This is a genomic window from Arthrobacter sp. 2762 (genome assembly GCF_040548745.1).
Classification (GTDB): domain Bacteria; phylum Actinomycetota; class Actinomycetes; order Actinomycetales; family Micrococcaceae; genus Arthrobacter.
This window is the reverse complement of sequence record NZ_JBEPSI010000009.1, coordinates 114,081-137,460: the sequence shown is the minus strand read 5'-3', so window position 1 is coordinate 137,460 and position 23,380 is coordinate 114,081. Positions and strand designations below refer to the sequence as shown.

Sequence of the window (23,380 nt, the reverse complement as noted above, 5' to 3'; positions counted from 1 at the left end):
TGCTGCTCTGTGGGGCTCCGGTGGTCCCTCAGAAAGGACCACTTCGCGGCTCGCCCACCCGTCGGCCGCGTACCGGGGCAATGTGTGGGCAAGACTACGCCGGACAGGCAAGCGGGAGAAGACCTTGACGGCAACGCCTGGACTAAAGCCCGTACTTGGCCAGCCTGAACTCCAGGCCGTTCTTCACCGCCGGCCATTCGTGTTCCAGTATGGAAAACACCACGGTGTCGCGAAGGGTGCCGTCCTTGCTGCGCGAGTGGTTTCGCAACACACCGTCCTGCTTGGCGCCGAGTCGGGCAATGGCGTCGCGGGACTGGTGGTTGAGCCAGTGCGTCCGGAACTCGACGGCAGGGCAGCCAAGGTTTTCAAAGGCATGCTGAAGAAGCAGCAGCTTGGAGTCGGGGTTGGTGCCTGTGCCGTGCGCGGACGCTGCGTTCCACGTGGAGCCGATCTCCAAGCGAGGGGTCTGGTGATCGATGTTCATGTACGTCGTCATTCCGATGACCTTGCCCGTGCTGTTGAGCCTGGTAGCGAAGGGCACCATGGAACCTTGGGTTTGCAGGCCCAGCCTGCGCTCAATCTCGGCAGCCATACCGTCCGGCGCGGGTACGGACGTGTACCAGAGCTTCCAGAGTTCGCCGTCCTTGGCCGCCTCCACAAGGTCGTCGTGGTGATCTGGCCGCAAGGGTTCCAGGGTCACGAATTTGCCGGTCAGGGTAATGGGTTCAATCGAGGTCACCCGGTTAGCCTAACCCGCCCCGGGCGTCAGTCGTTCCAGTCGAAGAAACCCTTGCCCGTTTTGCGGCCAAGCTCCCCTCGGGCCACTTTGTCCCTCAGGATCTGCGGTGGAGCGAAGCGGTCACCCAGCGTGGAATGCAGGTACTCCGCGATGCCCAGACGAACATCAAGACCCACGATGTCCGTGGTCTTGAGCGGCCCGGTGGGGTGCTTGTACCCAAGGACCATCGCGGCGTCGATGTCCTCCGCTGATGCCACACCCTCCTCAACCATGCGCATTGCCTCCAAGGCAATAGCGACGCCCAGCCTTGAGGACGCAAAGCCCGGCGCGTCATTGACGACGACGGCGGTCTTGCCGAGTGCCTCCGTCCAGTTCTTCGCGGCTTGGGCGAGTTCGGGCGAGGTCTCCTTGGCCAGCACCACTTCGATGAGGGTGGAGGCGGGCACCGGGTTAAAGAAGTGCAGGCCGACAAAGTTGGCTGGCCTGCGGAGTTCATTCGCCAAGCCCGTCACGGACAACGACGACGTGTTTGAGGCGAGGAAGGCATCCGCGGAAAGGTGGTCCTCCACCGCCTTCAACGCGGAGACTTTAAGGTCGTAATCCTCGGGCACTGCTTCTACCACCAGGCCGCAGTGGATGAAGGATTCGTAGTCTGTCGACGTGCTGAACCTGGCCATGGCTTCTTCAGGGGTTTCGCCCAGGGTGCCACGGGCAGCGGACTTGGCCACAGCATCTGCTACCCGGCCCTGCGCTCCGGCCGCTGCCTCATGATCCCTCTCCACCACGATCACTGTGGCCCCCTTGGTCAGGAACGCATGTGCGATTCCCGCACCCATCCGGCCACCGCCAAGGACTCCAACAACGTGGGGAATCGCGGGAACGCTTGTCATTTTTGGGTCCTGTCGTCGTTGGCAGAAGAGGAAGAGGTGGCGGCCTTCGCCGATTTCTTGTCCAGGAAAGCCTGCATCCTGTCGAATTTGGCCTGAGATTCGAAGAGAATCCCCTGGGCAAGAGTGTCGATCAACGGGTGTGCTTCCGCGGGAGCGTGGAAAACGGACTTGGTAATGCGGACAGCAAGGGGGTCCTGGCGGCCGATCCTGTCAGCCAGATTGTGCGCGGCTTCCATGAGTTCAGGGGCCTCGTGAATCTCGGTGATCAGACTGATTCGGAGCGCTTCCTCGGCCCGCAACACGGCGCCGGCGAGGAGGATTTCCTTGGCTTTCGGTTCACCCACAAGCTCCTTGAGCCGCCAACTGGCGCCAGCTGCAGCAAGGATTCCCAGTCCTGTTTCGGGGTTGCCAATCCGGACACTGGGGGTCCCGATCCGGAAGTCTGCCGCATAGGCAAGCTCCGCACCGCCACCCAGGCAATAGCCGTCCAAAGCTGCGATGACGGGCATGGGCAGCTTGGCGATGCGCATGAAGATCGTTGAGTTGATCCCCCGCAGTGCGTCATCCCGCCGGCGTTCCCGGAGCTGTCCAATGTCCGCGCCCGAGGCGAAGACGCCGTCCGTGCCCGCGATGATCAGGACCTTGGGGTTGCGCTCCAGTTCGGCGCAGACGAGGTGGAGCTCGTCCACCATGGTTTGGTCGATCGCATTGCGTACTTCGGGACGGTTGAGAAGAACAGTGAGCCTGTCCTCACGTTCCTCGAGGAGGAGGGTGCTGAAGTCTTTCTGGTTCAGTGCCATTTACACGCCTTCCAGCAGCATTGCCGTGCCTTGGCCCACGCCGATGCACATCGTGGCAAGGCCAAGCTTCCGTCCATTGTTGCTGGCAAGCTCGCGCTCCATGCGGCCCAGAAGGGTAATGGCCAGACGTGATCCGCTGGAACCCAGCGGGTGCCCCAAACTGATGGCACCGCCGTCGTTGTTGACGATTCCGGGGTCCAGCCCCAGGCGCCGCATGCTGGCGAGGGACTGGGTGGCAAAAGCTTCATTAAGTTCCACAGCACCGAGCTGGTCCACGGTAAGGCCAGTGCGGGCGAGGACCTTCTGCGTTGCCGGGACAGGACCGATGCCCATGATTTCCGGCTCACAGCCCGCCGAAGCGCCATCGATGATGCGGGCGCGAGGCGTCAGGCCGAACTTCTTGATGGCTGCCTCGGAGGCGACGATGATCGCAGAGGCGCCGTCATTGAGGCTGGAGGAGTTGCCCGCGGTGACGACGGAGCCACCGGGGACTACTGGCCGAAGCCCTGCCAGGACATCCATGGTGGTGCCTTCGCGGGGACCTTCATCAGTGTCCACCACGGTCTCGGACTTGCGGGTCTTCACTGTGACCGGAACGATCTCGTCCTTGAACCGGCCGCCTGCAATGGCTGCCAACGCGAGCTCGTGCGAGCGGACAGCGAAAGCGTCTGCGTCCTCGCGGGAGATGTTGTCCACGCGGCCCACTTCCTCGGCCGTTTCAGGCATGGAGTAGGTCATCTTGCCGTCACGGGAGAGCTCGCCCTTGGTGAAGAGCGGGTTGACGAAGCGCCAACCGATGGACGTATCGAAGATCTGGCCCGGCTTGGCGAATGCAGTGGTGGGCTTCTCCTGGACCCAGGGTGCCCGGCTCATGGATTCGACGCCACCCGCCACCACGATGTCCGCCGCGCCGGACTTGATCATCTGGCCCGCCATGATGATGGCGCTCAGGCCGGAGGCACAAAGCCTGTTAACGGTGATGCCCGGGATGTGGAGGGGAAGTCCTGCGAGGATGGTCGCCATGCGTGCCACGTTGCGGTTCTCCTCACCAGCGCCGTTGGCGTTGCCGAGGATTACCTCATCAATGGAGTCAGGATCGAGGCCGGCACGCGCCACTGCCTCACGGACCACCAGCGCGGCGAGGTCGTCAGGACGGACGGAGGACAATGCCCCGCCGTAACGACCAACCGGCGTCCGTGCGCCGCCAACAAGAAAAGCCTCGACCATGAGAACATCCTTCGCGAAGTGAAAGGGACCGGTCGGGAATAATATACCGACCGTTCGTTCTATAAAGATTACACGGCCTGCCGTCCGGGTCAACAGATGAAGCTATCTCCCCAGGCGGCCAGGGCAGTGCCTTAGACCACCCGGATGCCCAGATGACCGGCCAACAACGGGGCCATGAGACTCAACTGGTAATCGTCGATAACAACTCCGGCGAGCCCGGCCAATCCGTTGATACCCCGGAACTCCGAACTCCGCAGGTCCACGTCCTTGAGCTTGGCACCGGTGACGTCCAAGGTGCCAATAGTGCAGTTCTTCAGCGAAACCCGCGTCCCGGTGCAGCCGCCCAGATCGAGCTCGTTGATGATGCAATCTGAAATCTGGACGTCCATCAACTTGGAACCGCGGAGGTTCACGTAGTCCAGCTTGCCGCCCTCGATCCGCACCGACCGCCACGTGCCCTCGTACAGCTCGGCTGATCCCCACCTCGGATTGCTGATCTCAACGTCCTGCCAGGAAGTCCGGGCCGCAGTGAAGACTGGCGCATAAGGCTCCGCAAGGATGCACTCCCGGAACGTGGCGCCACGCAACTGGGCCTCGTTGAACGAGACGCCCGTGAACTCACACTCAATGAAGTCAGCACCGCTCAGTTCCTCCCCATCGGCGGACACGCGGGTAAACCTGATGCCGTCATACCGTTCGCCACGCTGGAAGTCCGGGGCGTCGTCGTCGCGCAGTTCTTCCAGGCGCACCGGCGAGATCTTGGGGGCCGCCACCTTTGCAGCCGCCATCAGAGGGATTCCGCCTTTGCAGCGATCTCGGCAAGGTCCTTGCTGAGGGCCTTCCGCGTGATGCTCATGCCTATCTTCCCGAACAAGGCCATGGCGACCTTGCTCACGAGCGTGGGTTTGAGGACCTCGGCGCCGAATGTCAGCGTAAGGTCAGTTCCGCCGTCGCGCCCTGCCAGGTTGAAGCGGGTGGTGTAATCGGCGCCGCCCTGAAGTGCTTTGACCGTGGTACTGCGGGGCGGGTCCACCTCGTCCACCCACATCTCCACGGTTTCCTGCCTGCCCATCATGGTCCGTGTTTCCTTCCAGCGGGTACCTTCCCCATAAGGACCCTCACTGAGCATCTGGATTGCATTGATGCCCGAAAGGGTGCCGGCCGAGCCCGGAATGTCCGAGAGGACCGCCCAAACTTTCTCCGGGCTGGCGTTGATGTGCTGCGTCAGGGTGGTGGTGTGATCCATACATCGAGCCTAGTCCGGGGCACTGACACTCCCAACTGACTGGCGCTGTGGGGCCGGCTCTGCGCCCCAAACTCCTCAGCAGGGCCCACACCGCCAGGGTTCCCTGGCCGAGCTTGCGAGGTTAGGGAGGCGGGGGGATGTACACCAGGCCCCGCAACGCGAACGGCGGGTGCCCCCGTAAAGGAGGCACCCGCCGTCGAGCGTTACGAGTGAAGCGTTAGCTGAAGAGTTCGCTCTTCGGCTCGTTGTTCTTGACCTTCTGCCAGCCAAGCCACAGGACCAGGGCGAAGAACGGGATGGTCGCCAGGGTCCAGAGACCCAGAAGGAAGACCTCGCCGGTTGCCTTATCGGTCATGGTGTCGAAGCCGATCAGTACGGTGATGGCCAGCAGCGCAACCAGGCCCAGCCAGCTGGTCCAGGGCGAACCGGGCATCGGCAGGGTGGAGACGTTGCCGCGCTTCTTCCGCAGGGCAATCTGGCTCGCGAAAATGGAACCCCAGGTGAAGATCACGCCGATGGATGCCGTGTTCAGCGCGAGGTCGAACGCGTGGGAGCCACCCAGCCAGATGTTGAGCAGGATGCCCACCAGGTAGACGCCGCCGATCGCGAGGATGGCCGCGTACGGCACGTGGCGGGACGACATTTTGGTGAGCCACTGCGGGGCGTGGCCGTTGTTGGCCATGGTCCGGAAGATGCGGCCGATCGAGTACAGGCCCGAGTTGCACGAGGACAGGGCTGCGGTGATGACGATCATGTTCATGACGTCGCCCATCCAGCCGAGGCCCATCTGGCCGAACACGGTAACGAACGGCGAGGTGCCCGCCTTGTACTGGTCCGACGGCAACAACATCGCAAGGAGCATCACGGAACCGACATAGAAGACAATAATGCGGATCACGACGGCGCGGATCGCCTTGGGAACTTCACGTTCCGGGTTCTCCATCTCACCAGCAGTAATACCAACGAGTTCGATTGCGTTGTAGGCGAAGATCACGGCGTTGAGGACCAGGATCATGACCAGGCCGCCCTTGGGGAACATGCCGCCGTCGTCGTGGAACAGGTTGCCCACCGAGGCATGGCCGGTGCCCACCTGGGCGTTGGTGACAACCATGAAGGTGCCAACGGCAAGGAAGATCAGGATGGCGGCGACCTTGAGGCAGGAGGCCCAGAATTCGAACTCGCCGAACGCCTTGACGCTGAACAGGTTCACGGCCACCAGCAGCACCAGCGCTGCAATGGCGGAGAGTTCAACGGGAACGTTGGGGAAGAAGAACTGGAAGTACAGGCCGATCGCGATGAGCTCGGCAATGCCGGTCATGGCCCAGTTGATGAAGTACATCCAACCTGAAAGGAAGGCGCCCTTCTTGCCGAACATTTCACCGGCGTAGCTCACGAACGAGCCCGAGGTCTGGCGGTACATGATGAGTTCGCCAAGGGCGCGCATCAGCAGGTAGGCGATGACGCCGGCGATTGCGTAGGAGAAAATCAGGGCCGGGCCGGTGGAGGCCAAGCGGCCACCGGCGCCCATGAACAGGCCGACGCCGATTGCGCCTCCCATGGCAATCATGGTGACGTGGCGCCGGCTCAGGGTCTTCTGGTATCCCTCAGCGCTGAGGGTTGAATCGACGGCGCTGGGTGTGGCCGTCGGGTTCTGGAGATCTGTGGGGGTACTTTGCGGCACAGCTGTTCCTTGTGGGTTGGGGTATTGCTGTAGGTGTTTGCGCCCATGCCGGAACATGGGCACCTTTGCCACACAAAATTCGAGCTTTCCTCGCTGGAGGACCCCGAAGTGTGACAAAGAACGCAGAACGCCGAAGGTTCGCGCAACCCGTCTATCTTACGGGATTAACGGGAATGCCCGTGACGCAGGCAACAGGCCCCACCCCGAACACAACAATCCTCACAGTCACTTGGGGCCCATGTTGGCCTTCCAAAGGGGCCATAAGTGACCCCGCGTTGCTTCAAGGAATGACGACGATGTTCTGGGCCTCATCCGCGAAAACTTCGTACGTCCGCAGGGGCTTCGCTCCCGTGGTGGAACACCCGGTTTCCAGCTCAAACGAGTGCTGGTGGAGTGGGCACATCACCACACGCTGATCAATGGTTCCGTCCGCGAGGGGGCCTCCTTTGTGGGGGCACACCGCAGAGACAGCCCGCAAGGTCCCATCCCGTAGCCGGAAGACCGCAACCTGCTCGCCGTCGATCCCGAACGCCCTGCCCTCGCCGAACGGAATTTGGTCCACCGGCCCTACGACGTGTGGAATCTTCATCGGACCGGCACCTGCGGCAGCACCGTCAAGGGCAGCGAGGTCCGGAATTGGCCAGGGGTGAGTGGATCATCGCGCTCACTCCACGGATCCACGTAGTTGTCCACGGATTCCTGCATCGCCTCATCCAGGCGGGCAGCGATACCCGCGGAGTCATCCAGGATGACGCTGCGAAGATGCTCAATCCCTACCCGGGGAACAAACGCGTATGTCCGTTCAAGCCAGTTCGCGTTTTCCCGGTAGTACTGCATGAATCGGCCAGCCAGCAGTGTGACTTCCTCGGGCGTATCCACCGTGACCAGTAGATCGCCCTTACGGATGTGGGCGCCGGCCGCTCCCCCAATGTAGATCTCCCAGCGGCCGCCCTCCACCGCCACGACCCCAATGTCCTTCACCAAGGATTCTGCGCAGTTCCGCGGACATCCGGAGACCGCGAGCTTCAGTTTTGCCGGCGACTCAATTCCCTGGAAGCGGGACTCAAGCGAAATGCCCAAACCAGTGGAATCACCCGTCCCAAAGCGGCAGTAGTCCTTTCCCACGCAGGTCTTCACAGTGCGGAAACTCTTGCCGTAGGCATAGCCGGACGGCATGTCCAGATCGGCCCAGACTGTGGGGAGGTCCTCCTTGGCAACGCCCAGCAGGTCAATGCGTTGCCCACCGGTCAGCTTGATCATGGGAATGTTGTGCTTCTCGGCGACGTCGGCGATCCTCCGGAGCTGCTGCACGGAGGTCACGCCGCCCTTCATCTGGGGTACCACGGAGAATGTCCCATCGCGCTGGATGTTCGCATGCACACGGTCATTGATAAAGCGGGCGTCGCGCTCGTCGATGTACTTCTCTGCCAGCATCATCTTCATGAGCGAGGCCAGGCCCATCTTGGACTTGGCGTCCTCCGCGCTGTCTGGAGCCAAGGCGGCGAAAACCTGCGAAACCGAGCGCAGCCCAAGCTCCCGGATCCGGGACATCAACGCAGCCTTGTCCAAGGGAATACCAGGCACGTAGTAGCTCGCTGCGGGGTCTTCTTCTACCGCACCGTCGGCCGCCCACTCCACCACCTGCGTGACCAGCAACTTGCACGAACCACACCCCTTGCCTGCTCGGGTGGCGTCCATGGCGGCTGGTACCGAGCGGCACCCACCACGTACGGCCGAAACAAGTGCCCCTTTGGAGACCCCGTTGCAGTTGCAGACTTGCGCGTCATCTGCCAGCTCGGAAACACTCTCGTCTTCTCCTGGCGAGCCGAGATCGAACATCAGCGAGATACGCTCCTCCGGCAAGGGCAGTCCTTGGTCAAAAGCCTGGGTCAAGTAGGCAACCTTGCGGCTGTCACCAAGCAGGGTAGCGCCCACCATCTTGTTGTCCCGGATCACGATCGACTTGAACACGCCCCGGCTCGGTTCCGAGAAAACAAGGTGCTCATCCGTGTCGAGTTCCGGGCCCGGCAAGCCCATGGAAGCGACGTCGACGCCGGCCACCTTCAGTTTGGTGGCGGTCCGGGATCCAAGATAGACCGATGAACGATCCACGCCGGTGATCTGGTCCGCCAGAACGGCGGCCTGCTCCCACAAGGGAGCCACCAGCCCATAAACCTCGCCCCGGTGCTGAACGCACTCCCCCACGGCATAAATGTCCTCTTCGTCCATGACGCGCAGGTGGTCATCCACCACGATGGCCCGTTCCACGGCCAGGCCACTCACCACGGCGACATCCACGTTGGGCCGGATCCCGGCTGTGACAACCACCATGTCGCAGTCCAGCTCAGTGTCATCACGTAGCCGCACGCCGGTGATCCGGTCCTTTCCCAGCACAGCGGTGGTCCGGCTTCCTGTGTGGACCTCGATGCCCAGCGCCTGGACGCTTCGCCGCAGTATTGCGCCGCCGTCGGGCCCTAATTGCGCGTTCATGAGGTGGCCCCCTGAGTGGACCACAGCCACGTCAAGGCCGTACGCCTGCAGTCCCCGGGCAGCCTCGAGCCCCAGCAATCCCCCGCCAATCACCACAGCCTTGCGGTGATGCTCGTGCTGGGCGAACTGGACCATCTTGCGGGTGTCGTCCATGGTCCGGAACGTGAAGACCCCGTGACGCACCGATCCGCTGGGCGTGTACAGGCCATCCATCGGGGGAAGGAAAGAGTGGCTTCCGGTGGCGATGATCAGGACATCGTAGGGGACCACCCTGCCATCGGCCGCGAAGACGTGCTTGCTGTACTTATCTATGCGCTCCACGCGGACCCCGGCGTGCAGGGTGATGTTGTTTTCCTGGTACCACGGCAGGGCGTTGAGGAAGATGTCGGCATCGCTTTCCTCGCCGGACAGCACATGGCTGAGCATGATGCGGTTGTAGTTTCCGTACGGTTCATCGCCGAAAATGGTGATGTCGAAAGCGTCCCCGCCGCCGCGGGCCAGGATCTCCTCCACCGCACGTGCGCCGGCCATGCCGTTCCCGATGACCACCAGCTGCCTGGTCATCAGTGCTCCACCATGCCCAGGTCCACCACCACGGAACCGCGGACGCCGGCCGGCGCGGCGATGTACAACTCGATCATCGAGCCGCCCTCGATATCTTCCACGACCCTCAACGGGACGTGCACGTCGCCTTTGGCCCCGATGGGGAAATACCGCATCGGGACGCCGTCGCGCATGAGGACAACTGCGATGAGTTCGGAGCTGGAGTTGCCGCCGCGGAAGTAGAGCGTCTGGTTCACGACGCCGTCCGGGACAAAGTGCGCGAGCTCGCTATGGAGGGGAACCGGCTTTTCCATACCGATGCCGTCAAACGGGAAAATGCCTTGGAGGAAGAGGTTCTTGGAAATCACGGAAAGATCCTTTCGGCCGGCTTCCTTCCATGGTGCTCCACCGTTGTTTCGGGACGCTTGATGCCGTGTTTCCATATGCAGGACACAGCGTAACGATCCCTTTGCGAACAACTCACCCCGGCGGCAACGGCCTAGAGCAACTCGCCCTCCTGCATTCCGTACCGGACCCAGTTACCCACCGAACCGGCGTCGGCACACCGATCGAACCACTCCCCCAGTGCGCGGTCGTGGCTCACAATGACCAGTGTCCCTGCGAAGTCGGCGAGCGCAGCCTCCAACTGTTCCACGAGCACCGGCGCAAGGTGGTTGGTGGGTTCATCCACAATCATGGTCTCGTAATTGCCCAGAAGCAGCCTGGCCAGGGCGAGGCGGCGTTGCTGCCCGGCCGAGAGGCTGCCCACGGGAACGTGAAATTCAGCAGGCCTAAACAAGCCAAGGCGAAGCAGCGCTTCGGCGTGTTCGTCGATGTTTCCGCCCAGTCCCGCGGCAAACGCCGGAAGCAGCCGGAGGCCCGGACGGGGCGGTACGTCGAGTTCCTGCTGCAGATACCCCACCGTGCCCTTAACAGCCAAGGTCCCGCTGGCGGGCTCAAGCGTCCCGGCGAGCACCGAGACCAGGGTTGATTTTCCTGCTCCGTTGGCACCGGTGATGAGGACCTTTTCCCCGGTTTCGACGCGCAGGTCAGTTGGTTTGAGGCGCCCGGGCACGCTGATGCCTCGTGCTTCGATGGCCGGTCCAGCGGTCTCCTCCACCTGAAGGTCAAGCTGTGCGGCGAGCTTGAGCGGCACGGGCGGCCGGTCAACAGGGTTCTCTTCGAGGCGGCGGAGGCGTTCCTGGGCATTGCGCACTTTGCTGGTGGCTGCGCGCTGCCACGTGCCCTTTTTGAAGCCGGTTGCAAATTTGTCGTTGTCGCGCACCCGGCCGTAGCCCATGCTTCCCGAAACCGTGGCGGCTTGGAACCGCTCGGCGGCCATGGCGTCCAGCCATTCCTCGTATTGCTGCACCCAACGGGCTCGCTGGGCGGCTTTCTCGCGCAAGTAACCTTCGTAGCCGTTGCCGTACCGATTGACGGAACGGCGTTCGGCGTCGACTTCGATGACTGTGCTGGCTACCTTCCGCAGCAGGACACGGTCGTGCGAAACCACCACCACGGTCCCTCGATGCGCAGCCAACCTCGATTCCAGCCAGGCTGTGCCGTTGGCGTCGAGGTGGTTGGTGGGCTCGTCAAGGAGCAGGGCTTCGGCCGGATCGGCCAGCAGGCAGGCGAGGGCCACGCGCTCCTGTTCGCCGCCGGACAAAGATCCAAGCGTTCGACGCCGGTCCAGGCCTCCCAGCCCCAGCCGGTCAAGCGCTGCTTCCACCCGGGATTCGGCGGCATACCCCTCACGGAGTTGGTACTGGGTCTGCAGGCTTCCGTAGCGTTCCAGGGCTTCGGGGTCGGCATCCGCCAGGTCCTGCTCCAGTTCGGTGATGCTGGCCTCGAGCGCCCGCAACGCAGTAAGCGACGCGTCGATGGCGTCGCCCACAGTCAGCGAGGCCGGAAGTCCGTGTGTCTGGGCGAGATAACCCACGCGGTAGCCGGCATTGCCTACCAAACCCGCCGTGCCGTCGTCGGGCGTTTCTACGCCGGCCAGCAGGCGGAGGAGGGTGGATTTTCCCGCCCCGTTTTCTCCGACAATGGCTACGTGTTCGCCGTGATCGATGGTGAGGTCAACGCCGTGGAAAAGTTCGCGGTCCCCATAGCCGTGGGAAACGCCGGAAAGGTGAAGGTGGTCAGTCAAGAGGTGTCCTCGCAAAGTCCGCAGTGAATGGCAGGAAACCGCCTGGGGTACTGCCGGAGTGGTCTACTGGGGATGCAGCCGGATGGAAGGGCTGCGCTCAAGACTTCATCGCTCCAGACTGCCCGGCGAATCCGGGCACGTCAAGTTTCAGGCCGCCGCGACCGCCCGCTTCCGCCGGGCCTTTGCCAGGCGCGTACCAATCAGTCCCTGCCGCGGGCTGAACAGATAGACGACGGCGAACACAGCACCTTGGGTGACCACCACCATGGCACCGGATGCCGTGTCCAGGTAGTAGCTGAGGTAGATGCCGGTTATGGAGCACACCACCGAGATGACCGGGGCGATGACCAGCATCCGGGAGAACCGGTCCGTCAACAGGTAAGCGGTGGCACCGGGAATGATCAGCATGGCCACCACCAACACCACGCCCACGGTCTGCAAAGCAACCACGGATGTCAGCGCCAGCAGGCCCAACAGCAAAGCTCCAAGCCGCCGGGGCGACAGGCCAATGGCGTGGGCATGCGTGGGGTCGAACGCGTAGAGCGTGAGGTCCCTGCGCTTGAGGATCAGGATCGCGAAGGCAACCACGCCGAGGACCACAACCTGGATGAGGTCAGGGACGCTGACTCCCAGCAGGTTGCCGAAGATGATGTGGTTCAGGTCGGTCTGGCTCGGCGTCACGGAGATCAGCACCAGGCCCAGTGCGAAGAGCGACGTGAACACGATGCCGATGGCTGCATCTTCCTTCACGCGGCTGGTGTTCCGCACGACCCCGATCAACGTCACCGCGATCAGGGCGAACACCAACGCACCAAGCGCGAACGGCGCACCCACAATGTAGGCGAGCACGACGCCGGGAAGCACCGCGTGCGATACGGCGTCACCCATGAGGGACCAGCCGATCAGAACGAGCCAGCAGCTTAGGACAGCACAAACCACGGCGGCAATTGCCGTGGTGGCGAGGGCGCGCACCATGAAGTCGTAGCTCAATGGTTCAAGCAGGAATTCCACGGCTTAGCCCCTGTTCATGACGTCGAGGCCGAATGCCATGGCCAGATTTTCAGGTTGCAGCACCACGTCCGGGCTGCCGTGCATCAGCACCTTACGCATCAGGAGCACGGCTTCGTCGCAGAGCTGCGGGAGCGCGTGGAGGTCGTGGGTGGAGATGAGGATGGTGGCGCCGTCAGCGGCAAGTTCGCGCAACAGACGGGTAATAGTCGCTTCGGACCGTTTGTCCACTCCGGCGAAGGGTTCATCCAGCAGCATCATGGTGGCTCCTTGGGCGATGCCCCGGGCTACAAAGGCGCGTTTCTTCTGACCGCCGGACAGCTGGCCGATTTGGCGGTCGGCGAACTCGCCAAGCTCCACCCGTTCCAGGGCCTGTTCGACGGCGTCCCGGTCTACTTTCCGGGGCCGGCGGGTGAAACCGAGGTGCCCGTAGCGGCCCATCATCACTACGTCCCGGACGGACAAGGGGAAGGCCCAGTCCACATCTTCGCTTTGCGGGACGTAGCCGATGCCGGCTTCCTTGCGGGTCTTCATGGGCGGATGACCGTTGATGAGGACCCTGCCGGAATCGGGCTTCACCATGCCCATGATGGTCTTGAACAGAGTGGACTTGCCCGAGCCGTTCATGCCGACCAATCCACAGATTCTGGAGTGGTCCAGGGTGAGGGATGCGGAGTCCAGCGCCAGCACTTCGCCGTAGTGGACCGTGACATTCTCGACGACGATCGCGGGGCTGGTCATGACGCTCCTCCTGTCAGTGCTGTGGTGATGGTCTTCGCATCGTGGCGGATAAGGTCCAAATACGTGGGAACAGGACCATCTGCTTCTGATAGCGAGTCCACGTAGAGGACGCCGCCGAATTTAGCCCCGGTAGCACCGACGACTTGCCGCATGGGGGCGTCGGAGACGGTGGATTCGCAGAACACGGCCGGCACTTGGTTGTCCTTGACGAATTCGATGGCGCGCGCGATCTGCTGGGGCGTGGCCTGCTGCTCAGCGTTCACGGCCCAGATGTAGACCTCTTTGAGTCCGGCATCCCTGGCAAGGTAGGAGAACGCGCCTTCGCAGGTCACCAGCGCCCGGTGTGCCTCCGGCAGAACGGAGAGCTTGGAGACCATCTCATCCTGGACGGTCTGCAGTTTGGCGTTGTAGGCCTTGGCATTGGCTTCAAACTCGGTGGCGTGAGCCGGGTCCAGCTTGGCGAAAGCCTTGGCCATGTTATTGGCGTAGATCTGGACGTTGCTGGGGGACATCCATGCGTGCGGGTTCGGCTTGCCCTGGTAGGAGTCTTCTGCGATGGGCATGACCTTCACGCCGTCGCTCACCACGGCGTGGGGCACATCGAGCCCTTCCACGAATTGGGAGAACCATGCTTCAAGGTTCAGACCGTTATCCAGGATGAGGTTGGCCTGGGCAGCCTTGCGAATGTCCCCGGGAGTGGGCTCATAGCCGTGGATTTCGGCCCCGGCTTTGGTGATGGATTCCACGCGGAGCTTGTCACCTGCGACGTTTTTGGCGACATCGGCCAACACGGTAAACGTGGTCAGGACAACGGGTTTGTCATCCCCTCCGGCAGAGGAATTACCTCCGCAGGCGGACACCCCGAGCACCAGAGCGGATGCGGTCAGTAAGGCAGCGAATCGGCGGACAACTTTGGCGCGCCGAAACGGAAAGTTAGGCATACCGAAAATTGTAGCGAAGCGAGGGCCACCCAGCAAAGATAGTCTGGTCATATGGGCACCATTTCGACGCGGGCGAGGCTTTACCGATTCAATGCCCTGGACGCCGTGGCCGTCGCCGCCTACCTGGGGTTCACGATCTACTTCACGTTTGCGGGCGAATCCGTGGAGCGAACGATGCTCCAGCTTTTTTCTGACCCTGCCACAGCCTCCTATGCCGTAAACGCGGTCTTCTATGCCGCCGTCGGGGTCTTTGCCTTGGCATCCGCCTGGCGCATAGTTGGCCGCGACGTCAAGATCCTGGGCACCCGCCCTTGGTTCACTCTTGGCATGGTCCCCCTTGCGGTGGTGGTCATGCTGATCCTCACGGCACTCCTGGTTGCGGCGCTCGGTACTGCGCAGACTTCCGAAAACCAGTTGGGCATCCAAGGCCTCCTTCAGCGTGTGCCGGCCTGGCTCATGGTGCCGCTGCTGGTGGTCCTGGGGCCGTTCGTAGAGGAGTACCTGTTTCGGCACCTGCTGATCGGCAAGTTGTCGCAGTACGTGAACATCTGGATCTGCTGTGCCATTTCGGTGGGGGTTTTCGCGTCAATCCATGTTGTGGGCAGGGAAGGGCTGGCGTTGTCAGCCCTTGCTCCTTATCTCGGCATGGCCCTTGTGCTGGTAGCGGTCTATGTGTGGACGGGAAAGAACCTGATGTTCTCCTACTTCGTCCATGCGGCCAAGAACCTCCTGGCCGTGGTTCTCATTTATGCCATCCCGCCGGACTTCCTCCCCCACTAGGGCCGCGAGTTCTGCATCCGCCAAGGCCATTACTAGACTCGGACTGTGAACAACCAACTCCCCGCCAAGGTTTCCGACATCTTTGACCCCTCGCGCTGGCGTACCGTTTCCGGCTTCGACGACTTCAAGGACATGACGTACCACCGGCAGGTTGAGCGCTCCACGGACGGCACGGTCAAGGACCTCCCCACTGTCCGCATCGCCTTCAACCGCCCCGAGGTGCGCAACGCGTTCCGTCCGGGCACTGTGGACGAGCTGTACCGGGCCATGGATCACGCCCGCATGTCTCCTGACGTCGCCACCGTGCTGCTCACGGGCAACGGACCCTCGGAAAAGGACGGCGGGCACTCGTTCTGTTCGGGAGGCGACCAGCGGATCCGCGGCCGGGACGGCTACCGCTACGCCCAAGGCGACACTCAGGAAACCATCGATCCCGCCCGCGCAGGCCGCCTTCACATCCTGGAAGTCCAGCGCCTGATGCGGACCATGCCCAAGGTGGTCATCGCCGTCGTCAATGGTTGGGCAGCTGGCGGCGGACATTCCCTCCACGTGGTCAGCGACCTCACCATCGCCTCGCGCGAGCACGGCAAGTTCAAGCAGACTGACGCCACGGTGGGAAGCTTCGACGCCGGATACGGCTCTGCGCTGCTGGCCCGCCAGATAGGCCAGAAAGCCGCGCGGGAGATCTTCTTCCTGGCCCGCGAATACTCGGCTGAGGACATGGTCCGGATGGGAGCCGTGAACGAGGCCGTGGACCACGCGCGGTTGGAGGAGGTCGCACTGGAGTACGCGGCTGATATCGCCCGCCAGTCCCCCCAGGCCATCCGCATGCTGAAGTTCGCCTTCAACCTGGCCGACGACGGCCTTGCCGGGCAGCAGGTCTTCGCCGGTGAAGCCACGCGGCTGGCCTACATGACGGACGAGGCCGTGGAGGGCAAGGAAGCCTTCCTCCAGAAACGCGACCCCGACTGGTCCAACTTCCCCTACTACTTCTAGGACTCCCCTGTGGACATCGATCCCGTACTCAAAGCGCTGGCCGCTGCCCTGCATGGCGAGGGTCCCGCCGTCGAAATTGTGGTTCACGAGGACGGCCAGCCGGAAGCCATTCCGGTAGAGACCGGCGTGGAAGAGGCCGCAGTGGTGGTCCGGACCTCAGGCTCCACCGGGACGCCAAAGGCCACCGTCCTTACTGTGGATGCCCTGGCGGCGTCCTCTGTGGCCACGGCCATGGCATTGCGCGGCGAAGGCCAATGGCTGCTGGCGCTCCCCCTACAGTTTGTGGCCGGCGTCCAGGTCCTGGTTCGCTCCCTCTATGCAGGGACGCGGCCCTGGGTGATGGATCAGTCGAACGGCTTCACGCCTGAAGCCTTCACGGCTGCCGCCGAGGAACTGACGGACAAGATCCGCTTCACGTCGCTGGTACCTACCCAGCTTCAGCGGCTCCTGGACTCACCCACGCCGGAAACCCTTGCCGTGCTGCGCCGCTTCAATGCCATCCTGCTGGGCGGCGCACCGGCGCCGGCTGAGCTGCTGGCAAACGCCCACGCGGAAGGGCTCCACGTGGTCACCACCTACGGCTCAGCCGAGACGTGCGGCGGGTGCGTGTACGACGGCGAGCCGCTGGACGGCGTCGAGGTCCGGATCGGCGAGGGCGAGCTGGAAGGCCGCATCCTGCTGGGCGGCGACACCGTGGCGGCGGGCTACCTTGACGCCCCGCGCGCCACAAAAGCCGCGTTCTTCGAGGAGGACGGCGTGCGCTGGTACGTCACCGGCGACCTCGGCGAAGTTACCGACGACGGCAGGCTCACCGTCCTGGGCCGCGCCGACGACGTCATCATCACCGGGGGCGTGAAGGCCTCCGCCGGATATATCCAAAGCAAACTGGAAGAGCTCGACGGCGTCACCGCTGCTTTCGTTGCAGGCGTCCCGTCGCGTGAATGGGGCCAGGCCGTGGCAGCCTACGTGGCCATGACTGATCCCTCGCCGGAAGGGCTGAAAGGGTTCACGGCCCGCCGCGAAGCAGCGTTGGGGGTTTTGGCCCCCAAGACTGTGGTTGCCGAGAAGGAATTGCTGATGCTGCCTAACGGAAAACCGGACAGGCTGGCCATGATCGAACAGCTTTCCGCCATGCATCAGGGACAATAGACACGTTCTGCCCTCATGACTCCGACCCAAGATCAACGCGAAATACACGAGGTACTACACGTGGCGACAGCTGCACAATGGATTCAAGGAGCCCGGCTCCGCACACTGCCCGCGGCAATCGCGCCCGTACTGATCGGTTCGGCAGCGGCGTACGAGCTCCATGCTTTCCGGCTGCCGAATGCGATCCTGGCGGCGCTTGTGGCGCTTCTTCTCCAAGTGGGCGTCAACTACGCCAATGACTACTCGGACGGCATCCGCGGGACGGACGAGGACCGGGTGGGGCCGCTGCGCCTGGTTGGTTCCGGACTTGCCAAGCCCGAGCAAGTGAAGTGGGCGGCCTTCGGTTTGTTCGGCGCTGCCATGGTGTGCGGGTTGATCCTGGTCATCATCACCCAGACCTGGTGGCTGATCTTGGTGGGCCTCGGTTGCGTCCTGGCAGCCTGGGGGTACACGGGCGGCAAGAATCCCTACGGCTACCTTGGCTTGGGCGACGTCTTCGTCTTCGTGTTCTTCGGGCTGGTGGCAACGCTCGGCACCACCTACACCCAGGCCGGGCAGGTCAGCCTTGCAGCAGTCATCGGCGCAATCGGGACCGGACTCATCGCCTGCGCCCTGCTCATGGCCAACAACGTCCGGGATATTCCCACGGACACGGCGGCCGGGAAACGCACCTTGGCCGTGCGTCTTGGAGACAGGCACGCCCGCGAGAGCTACGTGTTGATGCTGGCCGTCGCCATCCTGCTGGTGATTGTGCTGGCACCCACCAAGCCGTGGATGTTGATCGTTCTCCTGCTGATTCCCGCGTGCCTGATGCCTGCCTGGCTCATGGTCAACGGCAAAAAGCGCAAGAGCCTCATTCCCGTGCTCAAGCAGACCGGCCTGATCAACCTCGGTTACAGCCTTCTGTTCTCGCTTGGCCTGATCCTGAGCCGCGGCTTCTAGGTTTCGCTATTTGGAACCCGGGCGTTTGTCGTTGTTGACGGCGATGTCCGGGTTCTGCTCCACGAGGGCATCCTCTGCCTCGGCGTCCTCAACCTCACCAGCGGTGCGAATGGGCTTGGCCCGGCCGGAAATGCGTTCCCGCATGGCGGCAGTGGCGGCGTCGCGCTGTTTCTGGAAGAAGAGGTAACTGATGGCGAACGCGATCAGCCCTGCGAAGACCACCGCCAGGATCCAGCCCACCTGCAAAAGGGCGAAGAGGATGAACAGCGGCACGAACAGCGCCAAACGGATGAGGGAATACTTCAGGAAAGCCACTATCCAAGTTTAGCCCGCCCGGATGGTTGCACTCTGATCACAGCCGGAACCGGGCGTCCAGTGAATGCCTTCCGGCGACTAGACTTGGTGCATGCTCCGGGTTGTTGGCGTCGTCGTCGTCCTTGTTATCTTCGTCTACGCCCTCGTGGACGTGATACGTACCGATGGCAGGTTCACACGCGGCATCTCCAAGCCCGCCTGGATCGTGGTCATGATCCTCCTTCCGCTCCTGGGTGCCGTCCTCTGGTTCATCTTCGGCCGACCCTACGGCAAGCCCTCGGCGCAGCCCATCCGCCGCCACCCCACTGCCCCGGATGATGATCCCGAGTTCCTCCGCAACCTCGAAACCCGCCGCCGGAACATCGCCGAAGAAGAGCGCCTCAAGAAGCTCAAGGCAGAGCTCGAAGCCAAAGAGCGGAAGCTCAAAGGTGCTGATGGCGCGGAGGGCAGCCAAGGCAACAAAGCGCCAGGGTACAAGTCCGGCGATGCCAAACGCGGCGAACCCGATACCCATGGCACCGACGAACTGAAGTAGGGAACATGGCCCAGCAAGCTGATGGATCACGGCAGTCTTCTTCTACCGCGTCACCCATCGGCGGGCCACGCACGTCTACGCCGCCGTCCAGCTCCGGTGTTTCCCTTTCTCCATCCCCGCCCGTTGACGCCGTCGTGCGGCCACCAGGCCCGGCATTGCTGTCCAGGTCATTGTGGGCGGCGAGCTTCGTCGCAGGAATCGCGGTAGTCGTCATAAGTTTCCTTGCCCGCGACTCGCACTTCGACCGTCTGAAGGGCTTTATCGCAGGCAAGCTCCCCGATGGCGACGCCCCGGCAATCGAGGGTGCCACCGGCGTCGTGTTCTTGGGAAGCCTGGCCATGCTTGCGCTGGTGGTCGCGATGGAAGCGGTCCTGCTGGCTGTGGCCTTCAAGCGCCGCAGCTGGGCGCGCTGGCTGCTGGCACCGATGATCCTCTTGCACGCCGTGGTCACCATCATCACTGCAAGTTACGTCGTAGCCCCGGGAGGCGACGGCGTCCTGTCCACAGTGCTGCTTGCCGTGCAGTACGTGTTAGCCGCAGCAGGCTTGATACTGTTGTTCCTGCCCTCCACCACGGCGTGGCTGATTAGCGGACGCCGGCGCGCGACGGAAATCTAACCGCGCCTACTGAAGCTAAACGCCAGCTAGCCGGTCCACGTCGAAAGAGGTCTGCTCAGAGCCCGGAGTATGAGTGCAGGCCGTTGAAAACGGTGTTCACGAGTGTGAAGTTGATGATCACGCATGCGTAACCAACGATCGACAACCACGCTGCGCGGGTTCCCGTCCAACCACGGGTAGCCCGGGCGTGAAGATAGCCGGCGTAGACCACCCAAATAACGAACGTCCATACTTCCTTGGGGTCCCAGCCCCAGAACCTGCCCCAGGCCTTCTCAGCCCAGATGGCACCGAACATGAGGGTGAACGTCCAGCCGATGAAAGCGATCGCGTTGATGCGGTAGGACAGGTTTTCCAGGCTCAGCGCGTTAGGAACCACCCGCATGAAGCCAAGGTTGTCCGCTCGGCCGGCAGCCAGGTTCTTCTGCCGGTACGACTGAACCAACTGCAGCGCGGACATGGCGAACGTCAAAGTAAACAGGGCCGAGGACAGCACGGCGATGGAGACGTGGATGATCAGCCAGTAACTCTGGAGGGCGGGGACCAGGTGGCCCACCGGCGTCCAGAACGATACCGAGGCGGCCACCAGCATGATGATGGCCAGGCCGATGACGAACGTACCCAGGAACCGCAGGTCACGGCGGATGAGCACGATGAGGAAGACCGCCACGGCGACGAACGCACCGGTGGTGAGGAACTCGTACATGTTGCCCCACGGCACGCGGCCTGCGCCCAGTGCACGCGTCACAACGCCCGCACCATGAATGAGCACGCCCAGTACTGTGAGTGCCACAGCCACCCGGGCAGGCACGCGGCGTTCGGCGGAGTACTTCATGTCGCCGGCCGCGGTGCCACCCTCAACGGTGAGGCCCGACGTCGGACGCTCGGCCCGGCCAGCCGGCCCACCGGCGTCGGGGCCCCCCAAGCCTCCGCTGGCGCGACCAGCCGCCACCGCCACCTTCTGTGCTGGAGAGCTGGCAGCAGCCTTCGCGTCGATGGCACGCAGCGCCTTGCTGCTCTTGGCCAGGTCCCAGGCAAACGCAATAAACGCCACGGTGTACGTGCCGGCGGCCAGCAGCATGAACAGTTCGCTGTACTGGCCCAGGGTTTCGTTGATGACGGGCATTACTGGTCCTTCGAGGTTGGGGAAGAGACTGTGGGGGTTGCTGCCGGGTTACCGGAGTCAGAGGGGATCTGCCATTCCCGGGTAAAGAGTTCGCGGAGGGCTGCTGCTTCGCCCGCGAGTCGGTGGTCTTCGCCTCGGGCCAGCAGGCCGTATTCCACCATGGTGCGGCCGTCCTGATGGGTTCCGGTGCGGACCCAGACACGGCGGCGGTTGACGTAGAGCGAAGTCACCAGGCCGGCAACGGCCAAGAGACCGAAGATCAAGGCGTACAGCTGCCCCGGGTTGTGGTGGACGTCCACGCCGATGTACTTCTTGACGCCGTCGAAGCTGATGCTGCCTTTGCCGTCCGGCAGTGTTTTGGTCATCCCTGGGGCCAGCGTGATTCCGCCGGCTTCAAGTTTTCGGCCATTGAGCTGTTGAAGGTCCCTGACATCCAGTTCGAACACGTTCTGGGGCACGCCCTTGTCCAGGCCGAGGTCGCCGTAATAAGAGTCCAGGCTCAACTGTGGGTTGAAGAGTTCGGGACTTGCGCTGAAGGAGATGCCGTCATCGGATTTGAAGGCCGTGGGCAGGAAGAAGCCTTGGAAGGCCAGCTGGTCCGGTTTGCCGTCCGGTACCTTGATGACCACGGAGGAGTAGTAGTTGTCGCCCTGGACCTTGGCCGTGACCGGGCCCTGGAAAGCGATGTTGCCCTCGCCGTCGCGAACAGTCACCACGGGGGCGTAGCCGTTTCCGGTGAGGTACAGGCTGGTGCCACCCAGTGTGATGGGATCGTTGACCTTGAGGATTTCCTTCTTCGCCGACGAATCCGGATTTTCCTTGGTGGTGACCTCGGCGGTGTAGTCGATGGGCTGGCCGATCTTCTTCGGCGATTCGCGGTCGAAGGTGGCCTCAAACTTATCCAACTGGATGGAGTAAGGCTGGAGCCAACTGCTCTGGAAGTTGGTGCCCGGCGTGAATTGGTCGTAGCCCACCAACGTATTGACGAACGTCTCACCTTCCACCAGGATCCGCTGGCCGCTGTATCCGAACAAGCCGCCGATAGCCACGGAAACCAACACGCCGATCAGCGAAGTGTGGAAGACCAGGTTGCCGACTTCCTTCAGGAAGCCGCGCTCGGCACCCAAGGACGGGAGGTCGCCGTCGACGTCCCTGACTTCCACGCGGTAGCCCCGCCTTTTTAGCAGTCCAGCGGCATCGTTGATAGCCTTCGCGGCCGGGATCCCGGCGTCGGCGGACAGCTCCAGGGTGCCGTACTCCGGCAGGCGCGAAAGGCGCTTGGGCGTGCGCGGGGGCTGCGACTTCATCGCTTTGTAGTGGGCAATGGCCCGCGGGGTGACGCAGCCGATCAGGGAGATGAACAGCAGGATGTAAATGGCCGAGAACCAGGCCGACGAGTAGACGTCATAGAGCTGCAGGGCGTCAAGTAGCTGGCCGTAGGACGGGTTGTCCTTGATGTACTGAGTGACAACTGCAGGGTTCGCAGGGCGCTGCGGGAACAGGGACCCCGGCACCGCGCCCACAGCCAACAGGAGCAGCAGGAACAACGCCGTCCGCATGCTCGTCAACTGGGTCCAGGCCCACCGAAGCATGCCAAGGATGCCCAGGGAGGGCAGCGCAGCCTCGGACTTGGCCTGCTGGAGTTTTCCTTCCGCTGTATTCGTGCTTTCAGCGGCTGGTGACTTCTTCTTGGCTTTCACGGACTCGCTCATCAGATTGGCAACTTCACATCGGTTTGGAACCAGTACTGCAACTCGGTCACCCACGTTCCCCACACACCGGTGGCCATCAGGATGCCGAGCAAAATCAGGATGCCCCCGCCAAACCGCTGGATCGCCAGGCGGTGCGTCCGGAAGAAGGACATGACGCCCATGCCCCGCCGGACGGCAAGGGCGATCAGGAGGAACGGGATACCCAGGCCAAGGCTGTAAACGAAGGCCAAAAGCGCACCCTTTGCCGCCGACGATCCGCCGGACAAGCTCAGCAACTGTACCGCGGAGTATGTGGGCCCGATACATGGAGCCCAACCCAGGCCGAACGTCAGCCCCAGGAGCGGCGCGCCCCACAGTCCGGCCGGAGGCTTGGCATGGATTTTGGCGTCGCGCTGCAGCCAACCAAAGCCGCCCATAAAGACGATGCCCATGAGGATGACCAGAATGCCCAGCAGTTGGGTGATCCAGGCGTTCTGCGGGCCTGTCAGGAGGGTTCCGAGTTGGCCAAACGCACCACCCAGGAGGACAAAGATCACCGAGAAGCCCAGCACGAACAGTCCAATACCTGCCAGCATGCGGCCCCGCCGCTGCTTTTGGAGGTCGACGCCGGTCAGTCCCGTGACGTAGCCAAGGTAACCGGGGACGAGCGGCAGCACGCACGGCGAAAGGAACGAGACGAGTCCGGCCAGCAGCGCAACCGGCACGGCAAGCAGCAGTGATCCATTCAGGATCGTCTCGGCGAAAGGACTGTTCATG

The 23,380-nt window shown here is 62.9% G+C and carries 24 protein-coding genes; 6 read left to right on the top strand and 18 right to left on the bottom strand.

Features of this window, described 5'->3' with window-relative positions; genetic code table 11:
• Positions 1-142: 142 nt before the first annotated feature.
• The 14 genes from ABIE18_RS16990 to ABIE18_RS16925 form a co-directional block, all read right to left on the bottom strand.
• Positions 143-739, bottom strand: a complete 597-nt coding sequence (locus ABIE18_RS16990) for a GNAT family N-acetyltransferase (RefSeq protein ID WP_499723803.1) — start codon at positions 737-739, stop codon at positions 143-145.
• A 26-nt stretch (positions 740-765) separates the two neighbouring features.
• Positions 766-1,629, bottom strand: coding sequence for a 3-hydroxyacyl-CoA dehydrogenase family protein (locus tag ABIE18_RS16985; RefSeq protein ID WP_499723802.1), 864 nt, complete (start codon positions 1,627-1,629; stop codon positions 766-768).
• Positions 1,626-2,429, bottom strand: coding sequence for an enoyl-CoA hydratase/isomerase family protein (locus ABIE18_RS16980; protein ID WP_499723801.1), 804 nt, complete (start codon positions 2,427-2,429; stop codon positions 1,626-1,628). The genes ABIE18_RS16985 and ABIE18_RS16980 overlap by 4 nt, the downstream gene beginning before the upstream one ends.
• Positions 2,430-3,656, bottom strand: coding sequence for a thiolase family protein (locus ABIE18_RS16975; RefSeq protein WP_499723800.1), 1,227 nt, complete (start codon positions 3,654-3,656; stop codon positions 2,430-2,432).
• A 131-nt stretch (positions 3,657-3,787) separates the two neighbouring features.
• Positions 3,788-4,444: a pentapeptide repeat-containing protein gene (locus ABIE18_RS16970; protein WP_431116362.1), complete on the bottom strand. Its 657-nt coding sequence runs from the start codon at positions 4,442-4,444 to the stop codon at positions 3,788-3,790.
• Positions 4,444-4,902 carry an SRPBCC family protein gene (locus ABIE18_RS16965; protein WP_499723799.1) on the bottom strand — a complete coding sequence of 153 codons (459 nt, stop codon included), beginning with the start codon at positions 4,900-4,902 and terminating at the stop codon, positions 4,444-4,446. The genes ABIE18_RS16970 and ABIE18_RS16965 overlap by 1 nt, the downstream gene beginning before the upstream one ends.
• Before the next feature lie 217 nt (positions 4,903-5,119).
• Positions 5,120-6,583, bottom strand: coding sequence for an amino acid permease (locus ABIE18_RS16960; protein WP_499723798.1), 1,464 nt, complete (start codon positions 6,581-6,583; stop codon positions 5,120-5,122).
• A 280-nt stretch (positions 6,584-6,863) separates the two neighbouring features.
• The gene (locus tag ABIE18_RS16955; RefSeq protein ID WP_499723797.1) at positions 6,864-7,172 is read right to left on the bottom strand and encodes a Rieske (2Fe-2S) protein; all 309 of its coding nucleotides are present in this window, start codon (positions 7,170-7,172) and stop codon (positions 6,864-6,866) included.
• Entirely contained in the window at positions 7,169-9,637 is a 2,469-nt protein-coding gene (nirB, locus tag ABIE18_RS16950) for a nitrite reductase large subunit NirB (RefSeq protein WP_499723796.1), read from the bottom strand. The genes ABIE18_RS16955 and nirB overlap by 4 nt, the downstream gene beginning before the upstream one ends.
• Positions 9,637-9,984 carry a molybdopterin oxidoreductase gene (locus ABIE18_RS16945; protein ID WP_309925213.1) on the bottom strand — a complete coding sequence of 116 codons (348 nt, stop codon included), beginning with the start codon at positions 9,982-9,984 and terminating at the stop codon, positions 9,637-9,639. The genes nirB and ABIE18_RS16945 overlap by 1 nt, the downstream gene beginning before the upstream one ends.
• Positions 9,985-10,115: 131 nt before the next feature.
• Positions 10,116-11,765 carry an ABC-F family ATP-binding cassette domain-containing protein gene (locus ABIE18_RS16940; RefSeq protein ID WP_499723795.1) on the bottom strand — a complete coding sequence of 550 codons (1,650 nt, stop codon included), beginning with the start codon at positions 11,763-11,765 and terminating at the stop codon, positions 10,116-10,118.
• Positions 11,766-11,912: 147 nt separating this feature from the next.
• A complete protein-coding gene (locus ABIE18_RS16935) occupies positions 11,913-12,776 on the bottom strand; it encodes a metal ABC transporter permease (RefSeq protein WP_499723794.1) in 864 nt (287 codons plus the stop codon).
• Between the two features lie 3 nt (positions 12,777-12,779).
• The gene (locus ABIE18_RS16930) at positions 12,780-13,514 is read right to left on the bottom strand and encodes a metal ABC transporter ATP-binding protein (RefSeq protein WP_499723793.1); all 735 of its coding nucleotides are present in this window, start codon (positions 13,512-13,514) and stop codon (positions 12,780-12,782) included.
• Complete coding sequence (locus ABIE18_RS16925; RefSeq protein WP_499723792.1) at positions 13,511-14,455, bottom strand: metal ABC transporter substrate-binding protein; 945 nt, start codon at positions 14,453-14,455, stop codon at positions 13,511-13,513. The genes ABIE18_RS16930 and ABIE18_RS16925 overlap by 4 nt, the downstream gene beginning before the upstream one ends.
• 51 nt (positions 14,456-14,506) lie before the next feature.
• On the opposite strand from ABIE18_RS16925, the gene ABIE18_RS16920 reads away from it, so the two are divergent.
• From ABIE18_RS16920 to ABIE18_RS16905, 4 genes are read left to right on the top strand one after another with little or no spacing between them, the layout of a single operon-like run.
• Positions 14,507-15,235: a CPBP family intramembrane glutamic endopeptidase gene (locus tag ABIE18_RS16920; protein ID WP_499723791.1), complete on the top strand. Its 729-nt coding sequence runs from the start codon at positions 14,507-14,509 to the stop codon at positions 15,233-15,235.
• Between the two features lie 45 nt (positions 15,236-15,280).
• Complete coding sequence (locus tag ABIE18_RS16915; RefSeq protein ID WP_499723790.1) at positions 15,281-16,231, top strand: 1,4-dihydroxy-2-naphthoyl-CoA synthase; 951 nt, start codon at positions 15,281-15,283, stop codon at positions 16,229-16,231.
• A 9-nt stretch (positions 16,232-16,240) separates the two neighbouring features.
• Positions 16,241-17,380 (top strand): AMP-binding protein, encoded by a 1,140-nt coding sequence (locus tag ABIE18_RS16910; protein WP_499723789.1) that lies wholly within the window; start codon positions 16,241-16,243, stop codon positions 17,378-17,380.
• A gap of 60 nt (positions 17,381-17,440) precedes the next feature.
• Complete coding sequence (locus ABIE18_RS16905) at positions 17,441-18,322, top strand: 1,4-dihydroxy-2-naphthoate polyprenyltransferase (RefSeq protein WP_477516801.1); 882 nt, start codon at positions 17,441-17,443, stop codon at positions 18,320-18,322.
• Between the two features lie 6 nt (positions 18,323-18,328).
• Here ABIE18_RS16905 and ABIE18_RS16900 read toward each other — a convergent pair whose 3' ends face one another.
• Positions 18,329-18,640, bottom strand: a complete 312-nt coding sequence (locus ABIE18_RS16900; protein WP_499723907.1) for a DUF4229 domain-containing protein — start codon at positions 18,638-18,640, stop codon at positions 18,329-18,331.
• A gap of 88 nt (positions 18,641-18,728) precedes the next feature.
• Here ABIE18_RS16900 and ABIE18_RS16895 point away from each other — a divergent pair, with 88 nt between their 5' ends.
• Together ABIE18_RS16895 and ABIE18_RS16890 are read left to right on the top strand one after the other, a co-directional pair.
• Entirely contained in the window at positions 18,729-19,172 is a 444-nt protein-coding gene (locus ABIE18_RS16895; RefSeq protein WP_499723788.1) for a PLD nuclease N-terminal domain-containing protein, read from the top strand.
• A 5-nt stretch (positions 19,173-19,177) separates the two neighbouring features.
• On the top strand, positions 19,178-19,789 hold the full coding sequence (locus tag ABIE18_RS16890) for a hypothetical protein (RefSeq protein WP_499723787.1): 612 nt from the start codon (positions 19,178-19,180) through the stop codon (positions 19,787-19,789).
• 55 nt (positions 19,790-19,844) lie between these two features.
• Here ABIE18_RS16890 and ccsB read toward each other — a convergent pair whose 3' ends face one another.
• The 3 genes from ccsB to ABIE18_RS16875 are packed head-to-tail and all read right to left on the bottom strand — an operon-like array spanning position 19,845 to position 23,379.
• On the bottom strand, positions 19,845-20,912 hold the full coding sequence (gene ccsB / locus ABIE18_RS16885) for a c-type cytochrome biogenesis protein CcsB (protein WP_499723786.1): 1,068 nt from the start codon (positions 20,910-20,912) through the stop codon (positions 19,845-19,847).
• Positions 20,912-22,624, bottom strand: coding sequence for a cytochrome c biogenesis protein ResB (resB, locus tag ABIE18_RS16880; RefSeq protein ID WP_499723785.1), 1,713 nt, complete (start codon positions 22,622-22,624; stop codon positions 20,912-20,914). Before resB ends, ccsB begins: the two co-directional genes overlap by 1 nt.
• Entirely contained in the window at positions 22,624-23,379 is a 756-nt protein-coding gene (locus tag ABIE18_RS16875; protein ID WP_442018880.1) for a cytochrome c biogenesis CcdA family protein, read from the bottom strand. The genes resB and ABIE18_RS16875 overlap by 1 nt, the downstream gene beginning before the upstream one ends.
• Position 23,380 lies beyond the last annotated feature (1 nt).